General features: G+C 37.7%; 15 protein-coding genes, 3 rRNA genes and 2 other annotated features (1 of these 20 only partly in view). Of the genes, 8 read left to right on the top strand and 10 right to left on the bottom strand.

Features of this window, described 5'->3' with window-relative positions; all coding sequences use genetic code 11:
* The first annotated feature begins 15 nt into the window (after positions 1–15).
* The 7 genes from I589_RS08925 (at position 16) to I589_RS08895 (ending at position 7,384) form a co-directional block, all read left to right on the top strand.
* Positions 16–2,358, top strand: a complete 2,343-nt coding sequence (locus I589_RS08925) for a hypothetical protein (protein ID WP_010767778.1) — start codon at positions 16–18, stop codon at positions 2,356–2,358.
* Positions 2,348–2,599: a hypothetical protein gene (locus I589_RS08920; RefSeq protein ID WP_010767779.1), complete on the top strand. Its 252-nt coding sequence runs from the start codon at positions 2,348–2,350 to the stop codon at positions 2,597–2,599. The genes I589_RS08925 and I589_RS08920 overlap by 11 nt, the downstream gene beginning before the upstream one ends.
* Positions 2,600–2,713: 114 nt before the next feature.
* On the top strand, positions 2,714–3,418 hold the full coding sequence (locus tag I589_RS08915; protein WP_010767780.1) for a hypothetical protein: 705 nt from the start codon (positions 2,714–2,716) through the stop codon (positions 3,416–3,418).
* A 70-nt stretch (positions 3,419–3,488) separates the two neighbouring features.
* A complete protein-coding gene (locus I589_RS08910) occupies positions 3,489–3,752 on the top strand; it encodes a hypothetical protein (RefSeq protein WP_010767781.1) in 264 nt (87 codons plus the stop codon).
* A 239-nt stretch (positions 3,753–3,991) separates the two neighbouring features.
* Positions 3,992–4,183 (top strand): hypothetical protein, encoded by a 192-nt coding sequence (locus I589_RS08905; protein ID WP_010767782.1) that lies wholly within the window; start codon positions 3,992–3,994, stop codon positions 4,181–4,183.
* A gap of 147 nt (positions 4,184–4,330) precedes the next feature.
* A complete protein-coding gene (locus tag I589_RS08900) occupies positions 4,331–5,458 on the top strand; it encodes a replication initiation factor domain-containing protein (protein ID WP_010767783.1) in 1,128 nt (375 codons plus the stop codon).
* 630 nt (positions 5,459–6,088) lie between these two features.
* The gene (locus tag I589_RS08895; protein ID WP_010766954.1) at positions 6,089–7,384 is read left to right on the top strand and encodes an ISL3 family transposase; all 1,296 of its coding nucleotides are present in this window, start codon (positions 6,089–6,091) and stop codon (positions 7,382–7,384) included.
* A 140-nt stretch (positions 7,385–7,524) separates the two neighbouring features.
* Here I589_RS08895 and I589_RS08890 read toward each other — a convergent pair whose 3' ends face one another.
* The 3 genes from I589_RS08890 to I589_RS08880 form a co-directional block, all read right to left on the bottom strand.
* A complete protein-coding gene (locus tag I589_RS08890) occupies positions 7,525–8,529 on the bottom strand; it encodes a hypothetical protein (protein WP_010767784.1) in 1,005 nt (334 codons plus the stop codon).
* Complete coding sequence (locus I589_RS08885) at positions 8,522–9,457, bottom strand: hypothetical protein (RefSeq protein ID WP_010767785.1); 936 nt, start codon at positions 9,455–9,457, stop codon at positions 8,522–8,524. The genes I589_RS08890 and I589_RS08885 overlap by 8 nt, the downstream gene beginning before the upstream one ends.
* 146 nt (positions 9,458–9,603) lie before the next feature.
* Positions 9,604–10,644 carry a DUF1002 domain-containing protein gene (locus tag I589_RS08880; RefSeq protein ID WP_034685080.1) on the bottom strand — a complete coding sequence of 347 codons (1,041 nt, stop codon included), beginning with the start codon at positions 10,642–10,644 and terminating at the stop codon, positions 9,604–9,606.
* 358 nt (positions 10,645–11,002) lie between these two features.
* On the opposite strand from I589_RS08880, the gene I589_RS08875 reads away from it, so the two are divergent.
* Complete coding sequence (locus I589_RS08875) at positions 11,003–11,557, top strand: CPBP family intramembrane glutamic endopeptidase (RefSeq protein WP_245561642.1); 555 nt, start codon at positions 11,003–11,005, stop codon at positions 11,555–11,557.
* A 978-nt stretch (positions 11,558–12,535) separates the two neighbouring features.
* On the opposite strand, the gene rrf is transcribed toward I589_RS08875, so the two are convergent.
* From rrf to I589_RS08840, 7 genes are all read right to left on the bottom strand, one after another.
* Positions 12,536–12,651: ribosomal RNA gene (rrf, locus tag I589_RS08870) — 5S ribosomal RNA — on the bottom strand.
* Positions 12,652–12,750: 99 nt separating this feature from the next.
* Positions 12,751–15,664, bottom strand: a 23S ribosomal RNA gene (locus tag I589_RS08865).
* Between the two features lie 229 nt (positions 15,665–15,893).
* A 16S ribosomal RNA gene (locus I589_RS08860) occupies positions 15,894–17,453 on the bottom strand.
* The 16S, 23S and 5S rRNA genes sit together here, the layout of an rRNA operon.
* Positions 17,454–17,900: 447 nt before the next feature.
* Entirely contained in the window at positions 17,901–19,094 is a 1,194-nt protein-coding gene (locus I589_RS08855) for an amidohydrolase (protein WP_010768437.1), read from the bottom strand.
* Positions 19,095–19,106: 12 nt separating this feature from the next.
* Positions 19,107–19,949 carry a MetQ/NlpA family ABC transporter substrate-binding protein gene (locus I589_RS08850; protein ID WP_010768438.1) on the bottom strand — a complete coding sequence of 281 codons (843 nt, stop codon included), beginning with the start codon at positions 19,947–19,949 and terminating at the stop codon, positions 19,107–19,109.
* 39 nt (positions 19,950–19,988) lie between these two features.
* Complete coding sequence (locus I589_RS08845) at positions 19,989–20,669, bottom strand: methionine ABC transporter permease (RefSeq protein WP_010768439.1); 681 nt, start codon at positions 20,667–20,669, stop codon at positions 19,989–19,991.
* Positions 20,653–21,741 (bottom strand): methionine ABC transporter ATP-binding protein, encoded by a 1,089-nt coding sequence (locus tag I589_RS08840; RefSeq protein ID WP_010768440.1) that lies wholly within the window; start codon positions 21,739–21,741, stop codon positions 20,653–20,655. The genes I589_RS08845 and I589_RS08840 overlap by 17 nt, the downstream gene beginning before the upstream one ends.
* A gap of 71 nt (positions 21,742–21,812) precedes the next feature.
* Positions 21,813–22,054 (bottom strand) — a binding site (T-box leader).
* A 35-nt stretch (positions 22,055–22,089) separates the two neighbouring features.
* Positions 22,090–22,181: a binding site (T-box leader), on the bottom strand; it runs 134 nt beyond the window's last position.

Here is a 22,181-nt window from a genome sequence, read left to right as displayed (position 1 = left end):
AAAAAAAATAAGTAAGTGGGTCGGTATAGTTTTTTTATTTCTAATTTCGGCACTGCTAGTAATTATGTTTATGCCGATAGTCTCCCTAATCATGATTTATTTGGAGGAATTGACTTCGCTGTTTCTGAGACTAGCGATAGTGGCGATAGTTCTGAAAATATCATGGACATTGATACAGATAGCGATAGGCAAGAAGAAAGTGACAGTTCCGAAATCATTCAAGACAGTGGCGAAGAAAGTTCTCCGTTTGACATAAGTCAATTTGGTTATACTGAACCTTCTGATGAAGGGATTAAAAAAAGATTTTGGCTTTTTGATTCTTCCTTATTTACAGATGTACCCGAACATGTTGGTGAAGACGGATATGTAAAACAGAAATTGACTCGTGGTGTTTGGGGAAATACTTTTTTTGCTCAGACTACATGGGGGAGTGGTGAGTTTTATGATTATATTGGACCTGCTTTCAACGGTTGGAGATACAACTATACGCTTGACTGGCGTAGCCGTATAGATTTACTCACGAATGCCACCAAAAACAGTGTATGGGCTACAAATAGCCGAATTGATGATACAAATTATGCTGTTGATAGAGTAAATAGTGCACTGGGGACTCATACGACAAATATCAACAATGCGTTTAAAAGGATTGCTACTTTAGAAACTGGTCAAACAAGTTTAAATGACTATATTGGACGTGTCGATACTGCTCGTGTAAGTAACTACAACACATTAAATACAAAAATAAATAATAATTATAGTACGTTGAGTACTAGGATAAGTGATAATTATGCGACGCTTTGGAATCGCACAGTTACTTTGTTCAATAATGATGCAATTCTTGATTCGAATATTACTGAGGTTGATAATCGAGTGACTAGTTTATCGAATTACATTGGTACTGGACTTGGTGATCTTAATAGTTCTAACAATGTAATTAAGAATCTTGTGACAATTATTAGGGATAAGATTTTATCAATTGCTAGCGATAGTGGTGTTATTGTCAATCTGTTAACGATTGTTAGAGATAAGATTTTAACTTTGACGTCTGATATAGCGGTAACTAAAAACCTCACAACTATTATTCGTGATAAAACGCTTACAATAGATAGTAATTTGGGTAAGCTAACTGCCACAAATACAGATGGAAAAATGATTCTTTGGGATAAACTCGATAATCATTATGCCGAACTTAAAAACTTAGGGAGCTTACTTGGACAAACAAAAAATTTAGTTAGTATCATACGTGATAAAAATATTATTTTTGAAACGGCACTGAAAAATGTAAATAGTAATCTAAGTTTGATTAATGGCAGTATTACTGCTCAAACATTGTCCAATGTTGCGGATACTGTTCTTGTCACTAATGCGCTTGGTGAGATTACTAATGGTATATCAGCTATATCTGGTCAGTTAGACGCTTTTATGGATAGTAATGATAAATTATGGAGTTCTACAGATTACAATGCAACTGTTGTAGACGGTGACAGTTCAGCCGTAAAACTTTTTAAATATCAGTTTGCTATTTTGAAAAATACTATTGTTGATACGCTAAATGCGAATCAAAAAAATACGCAATTTTTATTTGATAAGTATTTCGGGCTAGAACCTGGAAGTGCGATATACGCTCTCAGATATACGATAGTTGATGGATACACACAAACCAATGAATTGCTACAACACATTTTTGACGGGCTTAATTTACTTGCTATAGGACAAAATACTACGAATGGCTGGCTTGAGTTATTTTTTCAAGGCATAGTAGATTTGAAAAATACTGGAGCTGTTATTACGCAATGGTTAAATCAAATCTATGAGAAACAAATTATAGTGCCTTCAATGCCCTTTGATTTTGATAGGCTTCAAGAAATGTTAGATGGGCTTAATTTTGGAAATATTGTAAATGAAGCTGGTACAAATATGTGGGATTTTCTTAAAAGTTTAGTTGATAATCTAGGGAATATAATTAGTACGGGTCTTACTGAATTAGGCTCTACGGCTAGAAAAATCTTAGATTTTTTAGACAGTTTGATTGATGATATTATCCGCTTAATTGTTCCCGAAAATTTAGATTTTCTTGATAAGGGGTTCGATTCTATTAAAGCAAAATTTGACGTTAAATTTGACGGAATTCTTAACGTTGGTGGGCAGATTAAAGATATTTTTACACCTACAGAAAGTGATTTTTTTAGCGCTATTTCTTTTAGTTTTATGGGTGCCAGCTTTGTTCCTGATAAAAGTGTAGCTGATATGTTTGTACCAAAATTTCGGACGGCTTTCGCAGTGCTGATTTGGCTTTATGTTGCTTGGTTTGTTTATCGGAAATTGACCGGACAGGGGGACATTATTAATGATAATTGAGTTGCTCTTTCAGTTAATTATCGGATTGATTAACCTGCTGGTTTCGATTATTCCCGATATTTCATTAACGATAGATTTACCCGATACCAGTTGGTTTTCTGAAATGCTTGGATTGGCAGATTATTTTTTCCCAGTTACTACTTTAATAATGGCGATAGGCGTTATCGTAGCTGTTCAAAATGCTCAATTTTTTATAAAGATATTTACATTTATAATCAAACGAATACCGTTTATTGGGTAAAAAGCGCACAAAATGCAGACAGTCTTTAGGCTGTCAGGCATTTTTGTACTTTTCCCATTATCGGTTCGTTTAATTTAATGAAAAAAGGTTATGCAAAGGAGAGGCTTTTAACCTATGAAATTCTATCAGTTTATTAAGTATAAGGTGAAAGATGTCAAACATTATAGACAATTAAGAAAACAGGGGATAAAACCTTTTAAAGACTTTGGGCTTACTCTCTTTACTGGTCGTCAAGGAGCTGGTAAAACTATGTCATTGGTTTACGAAGCCGAGCGTTATCGTGCCGAATTTCCCGATTTATATATATGCAGTAACTTCGGCTACGTTTATCAAGATGAGCCTATGAAATCTCTTGCTGATATTCCCAACGCCGTTTTAAAGGCGAATGCTTTAAATAAGATTGGCGTGCTGATTCTTTGGGACGAGATACAAAATGACTTTGATAGCTTTAGTAAAGTGTCTAAGGACGTTTTAAGGACGGTCACGCAACAGCGTAAACAAAAGATAAAAATACTTGGTACTAGTCAGGTGTTTACTCGAGTTTCTAAAGCGCTTAGAGAACAAACATTTGAAGTGGTGGTTTGTAATACGATTATGGGACGTTACACAAAAGGTAAGTTTTACGATGCTGACGAGTTTAGTCATAATATCGACAAACCTGAGGAAAAGAAACAGTTACATAGACTGCGAACCGTTTCTTTTGTTCAAACAGACGAATTAAGAGAGCTTTATGATTCTTATGCTGTGATTCGTACACTTTCCGAACAAGCTGTACAAGAGAAAAAGAATCCCAATAATGTGGTGGTGATAAATCAATGATGATTGTTTTAAAAGTGGTGCTCTTTTTCGTTGCTTACTATTTCTTTGCGAGAAGTCTTGAGCGCGATTAATGTTTACCGAATTCGATTATTTAAAAGTGCTAAAAGTTGCTACATACGGCATTGAGCGCAACGGTGTAGATAGGTTTTATCAATTATTGTTTGTCGAGATCCCGAACAGTAAAAAACGACTCTGTTTTTCCATTAATCGTCAAGTTGACATACTGCATTTGAAAAAAGGGGATAGGGTACGTATTAAGCTAGATTGGTTTGTGAAAGGTTTTGAAAGTACAGTGCCACAGTTTAAAGTTGTCGCTGTTATTAAGATAGATTAACGTTTATTTGATTAGTAGAGGGGGCTTTCCTCTGCTAATTGAATAAATGTTCCTGCAGGGTCTGCGATTGCACCACGCAGTCGGCTAGAAGCCGAAAGGAATCTCAATATCAAAGTGTTACTCTAAAAATCGATTTTTTGTGTCACACTTTCAAACGTGCAGCACACTTAAAAGAGTAACACTTCTTACTGCAGTAAAACATAAGTGTTACACCATTCAGGAACTTAGGAGGAATGAAAATGGGAGTTGCCGAAGGTAATGAAAGGCGGTTTGTTACGCTACCAGTTGAATACTGGACTTATTTAGAAGAAAAGGCAAAAGCTTCGAAAGATAACTGCAGATGGTATGGTGGTCGCCATACAGTCAGTGAGGAACTGAAAAAAATGGTTAAGGTTGATATGGACATGAAGAAAGCTGGTTTTTTAAATTAATATAACAAAATTTAAAAAGACCCCCACCTACTAACAGGGGGGTCTACAATACACAGTATATAGCCCAACACCTTACTACATATGGGCTAGGGCTTGATTTTAAATAGGAAAAGGACTCTTAAAAATAAATAACATAGGGGTTGTGTTATGAGTAATGTTTCAATCAATACTTCAAAAGTCTCAAATAAATATATCACAATTGACTGGTTAACTGCTAGTTTCTCGCTTGATTATGATGTTCATGAATTTATAACCGAGGTTTTACAAATGGACTATCGTGATTTTATTTTTGAGGTAGGGGGGATAGGTCGCTCTTATCATTACGGGAATACTGCGAAATTTGATAATATACACATTTATTACTCAACAGCTCTAGACGTTGAGAACGGTTCAAATAGTGGATTTGCTGTGAATTTTAACGGTCAAGGTTGCCGACAATATGAAATTTATCGGTGGAATGAAAATAATTGTTGGACTTGGTATGATACGATACGAAACTTATTGAAAATCAGTGGTAATTTTACACGTTTAGATATAGCTTTAGACTTGATTAATTCCAAATATACTTGGCAATTTCTTTTGAAGAAAATTTATGAAAAAACGTTGATTTATAGAGGAAATGTGAAGCGAATTAATAAGATTAATACTAAAACTGGTGAGGATTATAATGCTAGTATTTATATAGGCGATAAGCCCCAACAGTTAAATATCTATGATAAAAAAGGAGAACGCTTTGACCGTGCGAAACAAGAATATGACGTTGATTCATGGACACGTTGGGAGTTACGTTTATCTTCCGATAAAGCTCATTTAGCTGTGTTAGAGCTTGCTGAGGGTCGTGAATTATCAGATTTATTTCAAGGTATCTTGTCTGCACATTATCGCTTTGTGACACTTACAGGTGATAAAAATCGCTCCAGGCGTGAGAATGCTCGTTGGTGGACTGAATTTCTTAATAATGCGTCAGAAACACATCTATATGTATCAAAAGATAAACCTACATTGAAACGTAAAGAAAATTGGCTAGAAAACCATGGACCAGATAAAGCTGAGTTAATGCTTTATTTGAAAGATTATTTTGTTTATGGCTCGAACGCTGCTCATGAAAAATTGCTATCAAGAATACAACTACAAAGACAAAATGTTACTAATACAGACATTCAATTGATTCTACAAGGAATAACTGAAGAATTTGCTGAAAATGGCTCTGTGAGCCGTTATAAAACAAGTCAAGTTGTCAATGAATTACATGAGTTGCTGTATAATGATATTTAGGAGGAATTTTTTTGCTAAAGAAAATATTGAGTTTATTCCGAAAAAGACAAAAACGGACTATTAAACAATGTACTCATTGTATTATGTACTGCGAATCTAGTGAGGATTTATGTACAGATTGTAAACTATATTATGACTATAGTCATAACTGGGATTAGCAACAGACCAAGCTTTTTACAAATCTACTTTGTATAATATATATTATGTAAACTAAAATATTTTATTTATTATTTCCTCTTATTCACAATGAATGATAGCTGGTTATGCTGTCTCTCTGGTGTCTCCTCTATTAATTTGCTAGATTCCTAGTGTGTGTGCTGCTAAAAGATATAATAAAAATTTAGTTTTCAGTGTATCGACTAATTATTAGCTAGATTTAAATTAGTTTTCTTATCAATTGTTCATTTCAAGGATTTATTCTGCTGCTAATTAATAAATGGCTAAAAACTATGTATTTAAAAAAACTGCTACCAATGATAGATAGCAGTTTTTTCGGCTCTATAATTTATGGGACTGATGAATCATAATTGATTCTTCAGTCCCATTTTCACTTTAGGTATTAAAAAACATATCGTTCTCTAGTATGATTAAATCACCACAAAATAAACAACTGAGAGGACGATATGCTATATGAATGATTCTATCAAAAAAATGCTGAGAATAATAGAGAAAGATTTGATGATTACAGAGGTCTCTTACGAGACCTTTCAGAAGGAAAAGACGTTGATCGTCGATGCTGTTCTCTCGCCTGCTCCTCGTGCGTGTAGAAGTTGTGGTTCTACTGTGGTAGATGGAAATGGGAAAGCAATTGTAGTGAAAAACGGGAAGAAGGAAACGATTGTCCGCTTTGAACAATACAATCATATGCCTTTGGTTATGCGCTTAAAAAAGCAGCGCTATACCTGTAAAAATTGTCGAACTCATTGGACTGCTCAAAGTTCTTTTGTCCAACCTAGACATTCAATCGCAAATCATGTCAGATATAAAATTGCTTCTTTACTGACTGAAAAAGTATCTTTATCTTTTATTGCGAAAAGCTGTCAGGTATCTTTGACCACCGTTATTCGTACATTGAAAGAGTTTAAAAGCTATTTACCAAAGCAATCTAAGAAGATTCTCCCCAGAGTATTGATGGTTGATGAATTTCGTTCGCACGCTTCCATAGAAGATAAAATGAGCTTTATTTGCGCAGATGGCGAAACAGGAAAATTAATTGATGTCTTGCCTACGCGTAAGTTACCTCGATTAACAAGCTATTTCTTAGGCTGTACCAATCCAGAAGAAGTAGAATTCTTGGTTACAGACATGAACGCCGCCTACTTCCAGCTCACCAAGCGTGTTTTGCCAAATGCGAAAGTAGTGATTGATCGGTTTCATATTGTCAAACACATGAATCAGGCGTTCAATGAGTTACGTATCCGTGAAATGAATGAGCTTCGTAAAGTAGGACAGAAAAGTCTGGCAGAAAAGCTGAGAAAGAACTGGCGCTTTCTGCTAAAAAATCGTGCAAACATCAACCATTATGAATACAAAACATGGAAAAGTTTCCGAGCGCCAAAATACCCGTTTCTTACTGAAGCAATGATGATTGATCGATTGCTTGGCTTTTCTGCGCCCCTGAAGGAGGCGTATCCCTTTTTTCATGAATTAGTTGAAGCCTTTCGAGACAAAGACCCTGACTTATTTTTCTCCTTATTGGCAGAACTTCCCGAAACACTAGATGACGGTTTTCGGAAGAAGCTTCAAAACCTTCTGAATTATGAAGAAGGCATCACCAACGCAATGATCTACCCTTACTCCAATGGAAAAATAGAAGCAAAGAACACACACATAAAGACAATGAAACGAGTATCCTACGGATTTAAATCATTTGAGAACATGAGAATTAGAATCTTTTTGATCAATCAATTAATCAAAGTAAGATAACAAAAAATCTGAGCCAGAATGAGGTTCATTCTGACCCAGATTTGATTTTGTATAACTCATCAGTCCTTATTGACAAAGAGCCGTTTTTTCATTATTTATTATTTTTTAAGTCAAAAGTACAACTATTCCCATCATACTATTTATCTTAGCATTAACGGTACTAAGAATGGATAACTTCCGAAGAAATCCAAGATTGAGCGATTGATTCGCCCAGTTTGTATGTCTATATTAGTATTTCCATATTCATTAACCTCTACAGATAAAGATTGCTCTTTATCCAGGAGGACCTCATAGCTATACTCACCAGTTTTTTCCATATCATACTCACTGTTTGACATTGCAATAATGAATATATTATCTAAAATATCTGTTGATAGCTCAAATGCGCTTTCCAAGTGGAGATCCAGAGGCTTGCCGTTATCTAAAAGACTTTCTTCTACAGTAAATCCTAGACCTTTAAAATGAATAAGCAGCTGATTTAATTCATGATTTAATACAGATAGCTGAACAGATGAGTATAATTTATCAACTGACCAGTAACGAATAAGTGCCAAAACTTGATTATCATCAACATCAACTTTCATACTACCTATATCTAATTTAAATATATCCATATAAGTCGGCTGGTATTTATTATTTATTGGTTTCATTTTGAAAGCAAACTTCAGCTGGCTTTGTTCAGTTATCGCGTAGTGAATTTGAAAATGAACCGTTTCCCAGCTATCTTGCTCAGCTAGAGAATACTTCAACCCAATATGTGTCAATGGTTTTAATAGTTCATACGTCATATATTCTAGTAGAGTTGCTTGAGCAATCGAAGAAATTTCTAGTGAAGATGATTCCAATAACAGCTTTTGATAATAGGTCAGCAGTTCTGGAAATTCTGATTCCATTAGAGATTTTCTTAATTTTAAGTCAGCTAATTCTTCTTCTGCTACTTGAATCATATCAATAATATTATTCCGATTTTTTTCTTTTTTTTCATAATAAGCAATCTCAGATTTAGTCAACTCTAGCTCTTTTGTGCGACTAACTTCCTCTGACTGTTCAACGATTGGTTCTTTAGTTTCTGTTTCATCAGGAGTAATAACTTTTTTCTCATTAATTTTTGTTTCGAATTCTTCAGTTGTTTGATCCTCACTCATTATCAGGCCCTCCCTCCTCAAAATGAACTGGTTTTTCAGTTAAATAATCATCTAAAAATGCGACAATTTTCTCTCTTAACTCTTGAAATCCACCAAAATACCTTTGAATGAGTCGATGCTCTTTTTCTACAATAGAATTATTCAATTCAACTTGTTTATACTGAGCATCTAAAGCAGCTCTTTCTTGTTCTACTTTTCCGCTATCATCAATAAACGGTAACCACTCTTCTTTTTGCTTATTTAAAAGGGCTAAACGCTTATCTAATTCTTCTATTTCCGTATCAATTTTCTTTCTATTTAATAATCCTTTTGATTCATTGATTTCACTTTTTTGATTTTGAACGGCTTTAATTTTTTGATTAATTTCCTCAATCTCAGCTTTTCCAGCAATCATTTTCGCATCTAATTGATTCATTTGTTCTCTAATGAGTGCTAACTCAACTTCCTTATCTTCATAATACGTCCGCCATTCACCATCGATTTCAGGCAGAATAAAAATTTCTGGAACAGACGCATCAATTCCAATAGTCGGTCTTTGACGATAATAATTTCCAATACGATAATAATTCACAGTAGTGTCTACTTGCTTTTCAAAATACATAAATGGAAAGACCTCTTTAAAGTGTTCATGTAACTTTTGTAGAAGCATGTAATCAATTTCATGATTTTGATTCGAACTTCGCCTTAATTCATCCGTTAACTCACTATTGTATAACCGATAAATCGCTGGAATATTTTCCTTTGATATTGCTTCTTCAAACTCTTGTAAATCATGTAGTAGCTTGCTTACATTCAAACTAGCTACCTGTTTAACCTCTTCAAATGAATTTGAAGAACTCTGAGAATCTATTTCTTCAGAGTTTGTAACTTCAACCTTAAACTCAACCAATTTATCATTTTTATCATTTTGACTCTCTGATGTGGTCATAAATGTACCTCCTTTTTTGAACATCGATACTACTCTATTTTATCATTATAATGAAAATCATTCATCTTTTAAAGTAATAGTTCTTTTTAGCCTTTTAAAGTAGGAAAAAACTTAGACTACTATCAGTAACCTAAGTTTTTTATTTCTTAAAATAAATTCCCAAAAAAGTCAGTAATACTTGTCCATAAATTGGAAAAGAACCCTTGATTCTCTTCTATTGTTCCTTTAATTGAGTCTCCAAATTTTCCAAGCTCATCACTTAATTTATCTACAGTATCTTTGAATCCTTCACTTATCTTATCTAGCTGAGCAATTGACTCCTTATCTAATACACCATCTGTAGTTTGATATTTTTCTGCTAAAGAAACAAGCTTTGCTACGTCATCTTTCGTTAGATAAGTTGAAAGATTATTTTTTGCTAGTGCATCATTGACAATTTTTTCAACGTCGTCTTTTGTTGCTAACTCACCTTGTTTTTCTTTCAAATCAGCTAATTCTTTTTTTATATCAACTAAAGTCTGATTTAATTGTGCTTTATAAGCTTCATCAGCTTTTGCTTGCTCATCATCCGTTAATGCCTCTGATTCATTCTCTTTTGTTGCCTGCTCAACAATTGAATTGGATAAATCCGTTGTTGTATCTAACTCTTCTTGTGCTAGTTGAGCTCTCTGAGGATCGACTGTTTCACCATTTGCCTCATATGCTTTATATACACCTGTCAAAGCACTTTCTCCTGTTACTTTGGCCACACTGGCTACTTTTATTGTTGCATCACTTATACCTGCAGTAACTAAAGGGTTTTTATATTGATCCGCTGTAATTAACGTAATGTTTTGTGGTGTCACAATATCTACATTAATTCCTTTTCCCTCATCTTCACGATTTACAACAACTGAACTAAGCATAACGCTGTCGTCTCCGCTTCCATATCCTAGATACGTAATCAAATCTTGACCTGTTGCTTTCTGAGTATTTACTGAGTCAGAGTTTATGTCTAATAGCTTCATAGTTTCATTAATTTGACTTTGATTTAATCCTGCTCCTGCGACAAAGGTTGGTTTTCCCCACCGCTCATTAATGACCGTTTCGTTAGCGGAGCCAGTCTCAGCAAAAGCTGAATTCGTATAAATTCCAATACTCCCAGCCAAAGATAGTGTTACTGCAGCTATGATTAAACTTTTTTTCATATTCACTGTACATTCCTCCTGTATCGATACTCTTACATAATAAACTTTGTTTGATTGAAATAGGGATGGAACTTTAAAACTTAATGGATTATTTATGAATATTGAAAAGTCTTAATACTTTTTAATTAATTTATAAAACACTCTTGTTTACATAATATTTGTATTGTAAATAAAAAAAGAATAAACATTTAACTGTAAAAAGATGTTTTTATGGTAAACTTATACATAGAAAGGTTGTGAATCATTGAGTTATATAAAGAATTTTTTTATTGTTGTTGGACTCTTCTTATTAAGCCAATTATATGGATTAATCATAGGTCTTGGAATCGGTTTAACTCAGCAAAGCGGTTTAAACAAAATGTCTTATATAATGGATATTTCCTGCATTGTTTTGACATTATTAAGTGTATGGCTACTAGTTTTTATCGCTAAAAAACTAAAACTAATGAATTTTTCATGGGATTTTCTGACAAAGAAAAATGTTAAATTTATTCTTTTAGCTTTTGTTATCGCTAGAGTTGTTGTTTATGGCTTGAGCGTTTTGATGATGTTACAAGGTGAAAACTCTACAAAAAATGATGATGCTATTATTGAAATGACTAAGCTAATAAGCCCTATCTTATCGTTTATCATGGTTTCAATTGCAGCGCCGATTACTGAAGAAATTGTTTTTCGTGGTGGAATTATCGGATTGCTTTTTAAAGATTATCCGATTGCTGGTATCATCATCAGCTCTCTTATCTTTGGCAGCATTCATCTATCAACTAATTTTATCAGTTTCCTCATCTATACTTCTATTGGCTTTGTACTAAGTTATAGCTATTATAAAACAAAAAGGCTTGAAGTGAGTATAAGTATCCATTTCCTAAATAACCTTATTGGCGGATTAGCTATCTTGTTTGGCTGGCTATAAACACCTAACCCGAGTATACTCATTTGAGCACTCGGGTTTTTTTAGAAAATAAAAAAAGCTTATCACAGGTAATTATAATAGTTACTTCAAGGTTCTATAAAATATTAATAAGAGGAAGAATACATTTGAGTTTTAAATCTCCAATCTTTTATCTCTTATCAACTGACATATTTAAGTAGAAGATCATGGAAATAAGATGTACCTAATTAGTGAACCTGATACGGTTTTCCGAAAAGAATAAATGTAGAAACGTATTTACTTGATTCTGGATGCTGCACATTTTCGTTCATATCTCATATCCTCTCCTTTCACTACTAATTTGCTACAATCTTCTCCCCTCTTTCATACATATAGATTACACGTACAATTTAATCAGCTTTAACCAGAAATCTTTTAAAAAAAACTATCTTTCTCTAAATAGTAAATAAAAAATTCTTAATAATCTTTTTCTCCTTAGAGTAAGGATATATTAGAAGGAGCCCGTAATAAAATAGGGCGAATACAGTCAAAGCAATTTCTTCAACGATATATACATATTTATCTTAATTCAGCAGATAACCTCTAGAAATTAAGGTGACAAGAAAACGAGGAAAGGAAATAACTATTTAAGTTATTTCTCACCTCGTAAAATCTTGATAAAGGTTGAGAAGAAACTCAACTCCGTTAAGTTTTTTTTTGGAGGGGGACTCATCTCCACTTCGTTTCGCTCTCATCAATCTCTAAAAGCGGGACACTTTAAGAATTGAAGGTCTCCACTTCGTTTCGCTCTCATCAATCTCTAAAAGCGAGACGCTTTAAGAATTGAAGGTCTCCACTTCGTTTCGCTCTCATCATCTTCTACGCATGAAACGTGCTTGAGTTGAAGCTTTCTCAAAGATGTTGAACACTTCTGTCCCGATCTCGAAACTGTTTTGGAAGTGTACAGTCAAACGACGTTTAGACAATAAAAAAGACTAGAATTTATGTTCTAGTCTTTACGCGTGGCGACGTCCTACTCTCACAAGGGGCAACCCCTCACTACAATCGGCGCTAAGAAGCTTAACTTCTGTGTTCGGCATGGGAACAGGTGTATCCTTCTCGCTATCGCCACCACACTTGGTGATGTTGTCTTATTGAGTTATGCTTTCGCTCACTCAAAACTGGATTTGAAGTAATCAATCAAAACTCGTCCGAGTTTATTTTCTTACCATTCTTTGGTTAAGTCCTCGACCGATTAGTATTAGTCCGCTCCGTACATCACTGCACTTCCACTCCTAACCTATCTACCTGATCATCTCTCAGGGGTCTTACTTTCTTAAAGAAATGGGAAATCTCATCTTGAGGTGGGCTTCACACTTAGATGCTTTCAGCGTTTATCCCTTCCCTACATAGCTACCCAGCAATGCCCTTGGCAGAACAACTGGTACACCAGCGGTAAGTCCATCCCGGTCCTCTCGTACTAAGGACAGCTCCTCTCAAATTTCCAACGCCCGCGACGGATAGGGACCGAACTGTCTCACGACGTTCTGAACCCAGCTCGCGTGCCGCTTTAATGGGCGAACAGCCCAACCCTTGGGACCGACTACAGCCCCAGGATGCGACGAGCCGACATCGAGGTGCCAAACCTCCCCGTCGATGTGGACTCTTGGGGGAGATAAGCCTGTTATCCCCAGGGTAGCTTTTATCCGTTGAGCGATGGCCCTTCCATGCGGAACCACCGGATCACTAAGCCCGACTTTCGTCCCTGCTCGACTTGTAAGTCTCGCAGTCAAGCTCCCTTCTGCCTTTACACTCTGCGAATGATTTCCAACCATTCTGAGGGAACCTTTGGGCGCCTCCGTTACCTTTTAGGAGGCGACCGCCCCAGTCAAACTGCCCATCTGACACTGTCTCCCACCACGATGAGTGGTGCGGGTTAGAGTGGTCATAACGCAAGGGTAGTATCCCACCAACGCCTCCATCGAAACTAGCGTTCCGATTTCTACGGCTCCTACCTATCCTGTACATGCGGTACAAACACTCAATATCAAACTACAGTAAAGCTCCATGGGGTCTTTCCGTCCTGTCGCGGGTAACCTGCATCTTCACAGGTACTAAAATTTCACCGAGTCTCTCGTTGAGACAGTGCCCAAATCGTTACGCCTTTCGTGCGGGTCGGAACTTACCCGACAAGGAATTTCGCTACCTTAGGACCGTTATAGTTACGGCCGCCGTTTACTGGGGCTTCAATTCGTACCTTCGCTTACGCTAAGCACTCCTCTTAACCTTCCAGCACCGGGCAGGCGTCAGCCCCTATACGTCATCTTTCGATTTTGCAGAGACCTGTGTTTTTGATAAACAGTCGCTTGGGCCTATTCACTGCGGCTGATCTTACGATCAGCACCCCTTCTCCCGAAGTTACGGGGTCATTTTGCCGAGTTCCTTAACGAGAGTTCGCTCGCTCACCTTAGGATTCTCTCCTCGACTACCTGTGTCGGTTTGCGGTACGGGTCGTTGTTTTCTCACTAGAAGCTTTTCTTGGCAGTGTGACATCAGGAACTTCGGTACTATTATTTCCCTCCCCATCACAACTTGTCCTTAGAAGTATAAGCATTTGACTCATACTAAGACTTATTGCTTGGACAGACATTTCCAATCGTCTGCATTCCTTAGCCTCCTGCGTCCCTCCATTGCTCAAACAAAAACAACGAGTACAGGAATATCAACCTGTTGTCCATCGCCTACGCCTTTCGGCCTCGGCTTAGGTCCCGACTAACCCTGGGCGGACGAGCCTTCCCCAGGAAACCTTAGTCATTCGGTGGACGGGATTCTCACCCGTCTTTCGCTACTCATACCGGCATTCTCACTTCTAAGCGCTCCAGCAGTCCTCACGATCTACCTTCAACGCCCTTAGAACGCTCTCCTACCATAACACCAGAGGTGTTATCCACAGCTTCGGTAATATGTTTAGCCCCGGTACATTTTCGGCGCAGGGTCACTCGACTAGTGAGCTATTACGCACTCTTTAAATGGTGGCTGCTTCTGAGCCAACATCCTAGTTGTCTGTGCAACCCCACATCCTTTTCCACTTAACATATATTTTGGGACCTTAGCTGGTGGTCTGGGCTGTTTCCCTTTCGACTACGGATCTTATCACTCGCAGTCTGACTCCCGGATATGAATGTATGGCATTCGGAGTTTATCTGAATTCGGTAACCCGAGATGGGCCCCTAGTCCAAACAGTGCTCTACCTCCATCATTCTCAATTCCGAGGCTAGCCCTAAAGCTATTTCGGAGAGAACCAGCTATCTCCAAGTTCGATTGGAATTTCTCCGCTACCCACACCTCATCCCCGCACTTTTCAACGTACGTGGGTTCGGTCCTCCAGTGCGTTTTACCGCACCTTCAACCTGGACATGGGTAGATCACATGGTTTCGGGTCTACGACCACATACTCATTCGCCCTATTCAGACTCGCTTTCGCTGCGGCTCCGTCTCTTCAACTTAACCTCGCATGGGATCGTAACTCGCCGGTTCATTCTACAAAAGGCACGCCATCACCCATTAACGGGCTTTGACTTGTTGTAGGCACACGGTTTCAGGATCTATTTCACTCCCCTTCCGGGGTGCTTTTCACCTTTCCCTCACGGTACTGGTTCACTATCGGTCACTAGGGAGTATTTAGCCTTGGGAGATGGTCCTCCCGGATTCCGACGGAATTCCTCGTGTTCCGCCGTACTCAGGATCCTCCTAGGTGCCTTCCAAATTTCGTCTACGGGGTTTTTACCCTCTTTGACTGACTTTTCCAAGTCATTCGACTATCTGAAAGAACTACCATATTGGAGTCCTACAACCCCAACAAGCAAGCTTGTTGGTTTGGGCTTTTCCCGTTTCGCTCGCCGCTACTCAGGGAATCGAATTTTCTTTCTCTTCCTGCAGGTACTTAGATGTTTCAGTTCTCTGCGTCTACCTCTAACCAGCTATGTATTCACTGGAAAGTAACATTCTACTAAAAATGCTGGGTTTCCCCATTCGGAAATCTCTGGATCATCGCTTACTTACAGCTCCCCAAAGCATATCGGAGTTAGTCCCGTCCTTCATCGGCTCCTAGTGCCAAGGCATCCACCGTGCGCCCTTATTCACTTAACCTTATCAACCTTACGGTTGGGTTTTGACTCGTTTTCCTAGCGATAGGAGCGTCATCAAGAAAATAAGCAATTGAACTTCTTAAAAAACTCATTCAACGCGGTGTTCTCGGTTTGTTTTGATTCTTTTTTACTTCAATATCCAGTTTTCAATGAACAAAAGTTTTGAGAGTAAACCTCTCAAAACTGAACAAAGGTTAACAAACGTGTGTAGTTTCCGTAATATTCCTTAGAAAGGAGGTGATCCAGCCGCACCTTCCGATACGGCTACCTTGTTACGACTTCACCCCAATCATCTATCCCACCTTAGACGGCTGGCTCCAAAAGGTTACCTCACCGGCTTCGGGTGTTACAAACTTTCGTGGTGTGACGGGCGGTGTGTACAAGGCCCGGGAACGTATTCACCGCGGCGTGCTGATCCGCGATTACTAGCGATTCCGGCTTCATGTAGGCGAGTTGCAGCCTACAATCCGAACTGAGAGAAGCTTTAAGAGATTAGCTTAGCCTTGCGACTTCGCAACTCGTTGTACTTCCCATTGTAGCACGTGTGTAGCCCAGGTCATAAGGGGCATGATGATTTGACGTCATCCCCACCTTCCTCCGGTTTGTCACCGGCAGTCTCGCTAGAGTGCCCAACTAAATGATGGCAACTAACAATAAGGGTTGCGCTCGTTGCGGGACTTAACCCAACATCTCACGACACGAGCTGACGACAACCATGCACCACCTGTCACTTTGTCCCCGAAGGGAAAGTTCTGTCTCCAGAATGGTCAAAGGATGTCAAGACCTGGTAAGGTTCTTCGCGTTGCTTCGAATTAAACCACATGCTCCACCGCTTGTGCGGGCCCCCGTCAATTCCTTTGAGTTTCAACCTTGCGGTCGTACTCCCCAGGCGGAGTGCTTAATGCGTTAGCTGCAGCACTGAAGGGCGGAAACCCTCCAACACTTAGCACTCATCGTTTACGGCGTGGACTACCAGGGTATCTAATCCTGTTTGCTCCCCACGCTTTCGAGCCTCAGCGTCAGTTACAGACCAGAGAGTCGCCTTCGCCACTGGTGTTCCTCCATATATCTACGCATTTCACCGCTACACATGGAATTCCACTCTCCTCTTCTGCACTCAAGTCTCCCAGTTTCCAATGACCCTCCCCGGTTGAGCCGGGGGCTTTCACATCAGACTTAAGAAACCGCCTGCGCTCGCTTTACGCCCAATAAATCCGGACAACGCTTGCCACCTACGTATTACCGCGGCTGCTGGCACGTAGTTAGCCGTGGCTTTCTGGTTAGATACCGTCAAGGGATGAACAGTTACTCTCATCCTTGTTCTTCTCTAACAACAGAGTTTTACGATCCGAAAACCTTCTTCACTCACGCGGCGTTGCTCGGTCAGACTTTCGTCCATTGCCGAAGATTCCCTACTGCTGCCTCCCGTAGGAGTCTGGGCCGTGTCTCAGTCCCAGTGTGGCCGATCACCCTCTCAGGTCGGCTATGCATCGTGGCCTTGGTGAGCCGTTACCTCACCAACTAGCTAATGCACCGCGGGTCCATCCATCAGTGACACCCGAAAGCGTCTTTCAAATTAGAACCATGCGGTTCCAATTGTTATACGGTATTAGCACCTGTTTCCAAGTGTTATCCCCTTCTGATGGGCAGGTTACCCACGTGTTACTCACCCGTCCGCCACTCTTTTTCTTTCGGTGGAGCAAGCTCCGGTGAAAGAAAAAGCGTTCGACTTGCATGTATTAGGCACGCCGCCAGCGTTCGTCCTGAGCCAGGATCAAACTCTCATAATAAAAGTTAGAACAATCTTTCGATTGTTAAGCTCAATTTGTTTGCTAGCATATTGCTTGCTTGTTAAATGTTTGTGACTTGATAAATCAAGTACACACTACACATTTGGTTTGTCTTACTTTGTTCAGTTTTCAAAGGTCTACTGTGCTGTTTCAGCAACTTTTATATCATATCAGTTAGACAAGTGAATGTCAACTGTTTTTCAAAAGTTTTTTCTGACTTTTTTCAGAAAGTCATGTGCTTGTTTCAGCAACTTAATTAGAATAACAGGTTATTTCTCTTCCGTCAAGAATAAATTTATATTTTTTTGTTTTTATTTTTTGATTCATTGTTTCAACGCTTTACTTGCATATATTAATATATGCAAGTAAAGCTGTAAATGACTTAGGATTAGCATCAACAGCTTTACTATTTTTAAATAACATTTCTATATACTAGATAGATTCTCTTTAATTTAAATAAGTTAGTGCATACTGAACATGATAGGCAGTTGCTAGAGCAAGTCCACGCTCATCAATATCAAATTTTTCGTGATGATGACCATATTGCGTCTCTTCATTTTCTAGATTTCTTGTCCCAACTCTGCCGTATACCCCTGGAGCCTTCGCTAAAAAATCTGCAAAGTCATCTGCTCCTAAACTTTTTGGATTATCTGTAATTACATTTTCTATACCTACAATTTCAGAAGCTACTTGTTGCGCTAATATCGTTGCTTGTTTTTCATTAATAAGGGGAGCCGCTGCATCATAACGTTCAAAATTCGTTATTTTGGTTCTGTGTGAATCTGCCACCTTATTTGCAATTTCTTCAACTCTTTTCAATACAAACTCACGTGTTTCAAAGCTAAAGCTTCTAACTGTCCCTTCAATCACAGCATGACTAGCCACAATATTATAGCGAGTTCCCGCTTTTAAAACGCCTATTCCAACTACAACCGGATCAAGCGGATCTATTTCTCTAGCTACAATCGTCTGCAACTCTGTAACCACTGCAGCTGCAGCGACAAGCGCATCACGACCTGCTTGAGGTCTTGCTACATGACTGCTGAATCCTTCAATTTCAATTTTAAAAATATCGCATGAAGCATTCGTTGCTCCTTGTGTTGCAACTAACTTTCCAACTTCTATTCCTGAATCAAGATGGATACCAAACACTTGGTCCGCACTGTCTAAAAAACCACCTTTAACAAATTGTTTCGCGCCAGCACCTATCTCTTCAGCCTGCTGAAAAGCAAATTTAATTGTTCCAGAAAACTCTCTTTTTAAATTTGTTAGTACCTGTGCTGCACCCAGTAGAGCTGCTGCATGCCCATCATGACCACATGCATGATTTAATCCTGGATTCTTAGAAGCATACTCTTTATTTGTTTTATCCTCTAGTTCTAATGCGTCAATATCCGCACGTAAAATTAAAGTTTTTCCAGGTCCCTTTTCTCCTATTAAGGTTGCAATTGCTCCTGTTTCACCTACAGGTTCATAAGGAAGGCCAATTTTCGTTAATTCTTCTTTAATCCGGGCAATTGTTTCATATTCTTTTAAGCTTGCTTCTGGATATTGATGGAAATGTCTTCTTAAGTCGATTACTCTCTTTTTTACAGACTCTAATTCACTAGTAATTACCTGCTCGTCTACTATTGTTGTCATTTATGTTTCCTCCTATTTCTTTCCAAAAGTATCCCAAGCAGGGACACTTGAGCCTTTTGATGTTTCAGCAATCACTTTTTCCGTTTCTTTTGTTTGATAGGTATCAACTACTTTTTGATAGACTTTATTTTCTTTATCTTCTTTACGGGCAACAATAATATTTACATATGGCCTTGCATTATCATCTACAGGCTCAAGATAAATAGCGTCTTTGTTTGGTACTAAACCTGAATCAACAGCTACACCACTATTGATTACCGCTACATCAACATCACTTAAACTTCTTGCTGTTTGTGAAGCATCGAGTTCATTAATTTTCAATTCTTTTTTGTTTTCAGTTATGTCTGAAACAGTAGGAGCTTGTCCACTGCCATCAGCTAATTTAATCAACCCTGCTGTTTGTAATAAAAGAAGAGCTCTTCCACCATTTGTTACATCATTAGGTATTGAAATTTCTGCCCCGTCTTTTAATTCAGAAATATCCTTTACTTTGTTTGAATAGATTCCTAAAGGTGCATTGACGGTATTTCCAATTGAGATTAAATCTGTTTTGTGTTCTTTATTATAGTTATCTAAGAAAAATTGATGCTGAAATGAATTTAAATCAATTGATCCATCAGCTAGAGCTGCATTAGGTTGATTATAGTCGCTAAATTGGACATACTCTAGTTCAATTCCTTCTTTTGCCAAGCGATCTTTTACACTATCCCATACATCTGTATCCGCACCAATAATTCCTAATTTTACTGTTGTTTTTTCTTCCTTAGCATTTGCTTTTTTCTCAGAGCCATTACTGCATCCTGTTATAACGAGTAAAGTAAGTGCTGCAATTATTATTTTTCCAAATTTTTTCATGTTTATTTCCCCTTTATCCATTTCTTTTTTCTAAATTTTTTAGTGAGTTGTTTTCTTTATAATCAAATTACTAATAAACTGACTGATAAATACTAGTAATAAGATAAGCAATGTTGCAACAATTGTGACATCTGTCTGAAATCGATTATAGCCTCTAGAAATAGCCAAGTTTCCTAGACCTCCTGCACCAACTGCACCTGCCATTGCAGTTAATCCTATTACGTTAATAATTGTGACAGCAGATACTCGAACGATACTAGAAACCCCCTCAACTAAATAAATTCTAAAAATAATTCCAAAAGGACTGGTTCCCATTGCTTGTGCTGCTTCTATTACTCCAGGATCAACTTCAAGCAGAGCATTTTCAATTTGTCGTGCATAGAAGGGAATCACTCCAATAATCAGTGGAACAAGAGCCGCCTTTTCACCAATCGTAGTTCCAACTAAAAATCGTGTTGTTACCGCAAATAATGGCAACATGATAATAAATGGGATGGATCGGATCGTATTGATTATTTTATCTAAAACTCCATAGACTACACGATTTTCTAATATCCCCCGGGGTCCAATTGCTACTAATAAAACGCCTAGCAGAATCCCTAATACCCCAGCAATTAAGGCTGTCCAAAATGTCATATATAGCGTTTGACTAGTTGCTTTAACAAATTCGTCAGGTATTTCGCTGACATTGGGTAAATACGTCTTAATAAATTGATTCATTTGTCTTCCCCCCTAATACATGAATGCTATCTGTTGAGTCATTACGTTTGATAACTCTCGTTTTCACTTGTTGACTATGCAAATAATTAAAAGCCTTCATTCGCTGCTGTGCTTCTCCTTTTAAGGTGACAATCAAGCTACCAATTGGTGTATTTTGAATAATTTCCACATTGCCATACAAGATATTCGTCGTTACTTGATATTGACTATATAATTTAGAAATCAGTGGTTCACTTGTTTGATCTCCAACATATGAAAATTCAACCAATAATTCATTTGATTCTAACTGCGAGAGTGTCGGATGATTTAAAATAGTTTCTAATGCTTGATCAACATGTGTCGCTGTTCGAATAAAATCTTTAGTCAGCTCTTTTCTTGGATCACTAAAAATTGAAACACTGTCATTTTGTTCAATAATTCGACCATTCTCCATAACAGCTACTTTGTTACAAATTTCTTTTACCACTTGCATTTCATGTGTAATCAGTACAATGGTTAATCCCAGTTCTTTATTTAATTTTCGTAATAAATCTAATATCTGTAAGGTTGTTTTTGGGTCTAATGCACTAGTTGCTTCATCACATAAAAGTATTTCTGGATCATTTGCCAATGCTCGTGCTATTGCAACACGTTGCTTTTGTCCGCCAGACAACTGGCTTGGATACGCATCTTTTTTATCAGATAAACCAACTAGCGCTAAAAGCTCTATTACTTTATCCTTTCTTTCTTTTTTTGATTTTCCTGAATATTTTAATGAAAATTCAACATTATCAGAAATTGTTCTTGCACTCATAAGATTAAAATGCTGAAAAATCATTCCAATCTTTTTTCTTTCTTTTCGAAGTTCTCTAGCTGATAATTGTCCCAATTCAACATTATCAATTACAACTTTCCCATTCGTCGGTTTTTGTAAATAGTTAATTACTCGGACAAGAGAACTTTTACCTGCTCCAGAATATCCTACAATACCAAAAACATCTTTTTTATCTATTTTCAAATTCACATTTTTCACTGCTTCTATTTTTTCTTTCTTTTGTTGAAAGATGACATCAATATTTGTTAACTCAATCATTTATCTCACTCCTTATTTTTTTACTTTTTATAAAAATAAAAAGCGTCCTCAAACTGACGATACTTCATCAGCTTGAGGACGCTTTTCGCGTGTTACCACCTCTATTTAGATATTCTTCGCAGAATATCCCTCTTCGAGTACTTCATACTCTAGCATGTTAACGAATGCATCCGTCACTACCTTACAGAATTATTTGTTCGGCAATGAATACTCAATGGCCATTTTCTTTAATGAAAAGATCACCCATTTTCAGCAAACAGGGCTCTCTGCTAATCTTTTCTCTATTAAATACTTTCCATATCTACGTATTTTTTTATAAAAAAAAAGTCCTTTTATCAGAATATCTGATAAAAGGACGATTGCTCGTGGTACCACCTTTTTTTGAAAGCTTACGCCTTCCTTAAACCCAACCAATTGATTGGTGCTCCTGATAACGGAGA

The organism is Enterococcus phoeniculicola ATCC BAA-412, from assembly GCF_000407505.1.
GTDB classification, from domain to species: Bacteria; Bacillota; Bacilli; order Lactobacillales; family Enterococcaceae; genus Enterococcus_K; species Enterococcus_K phoeniculicola.
This window is presented reverse-complemented; position numbering and strand designations above follow the sequence as displayed.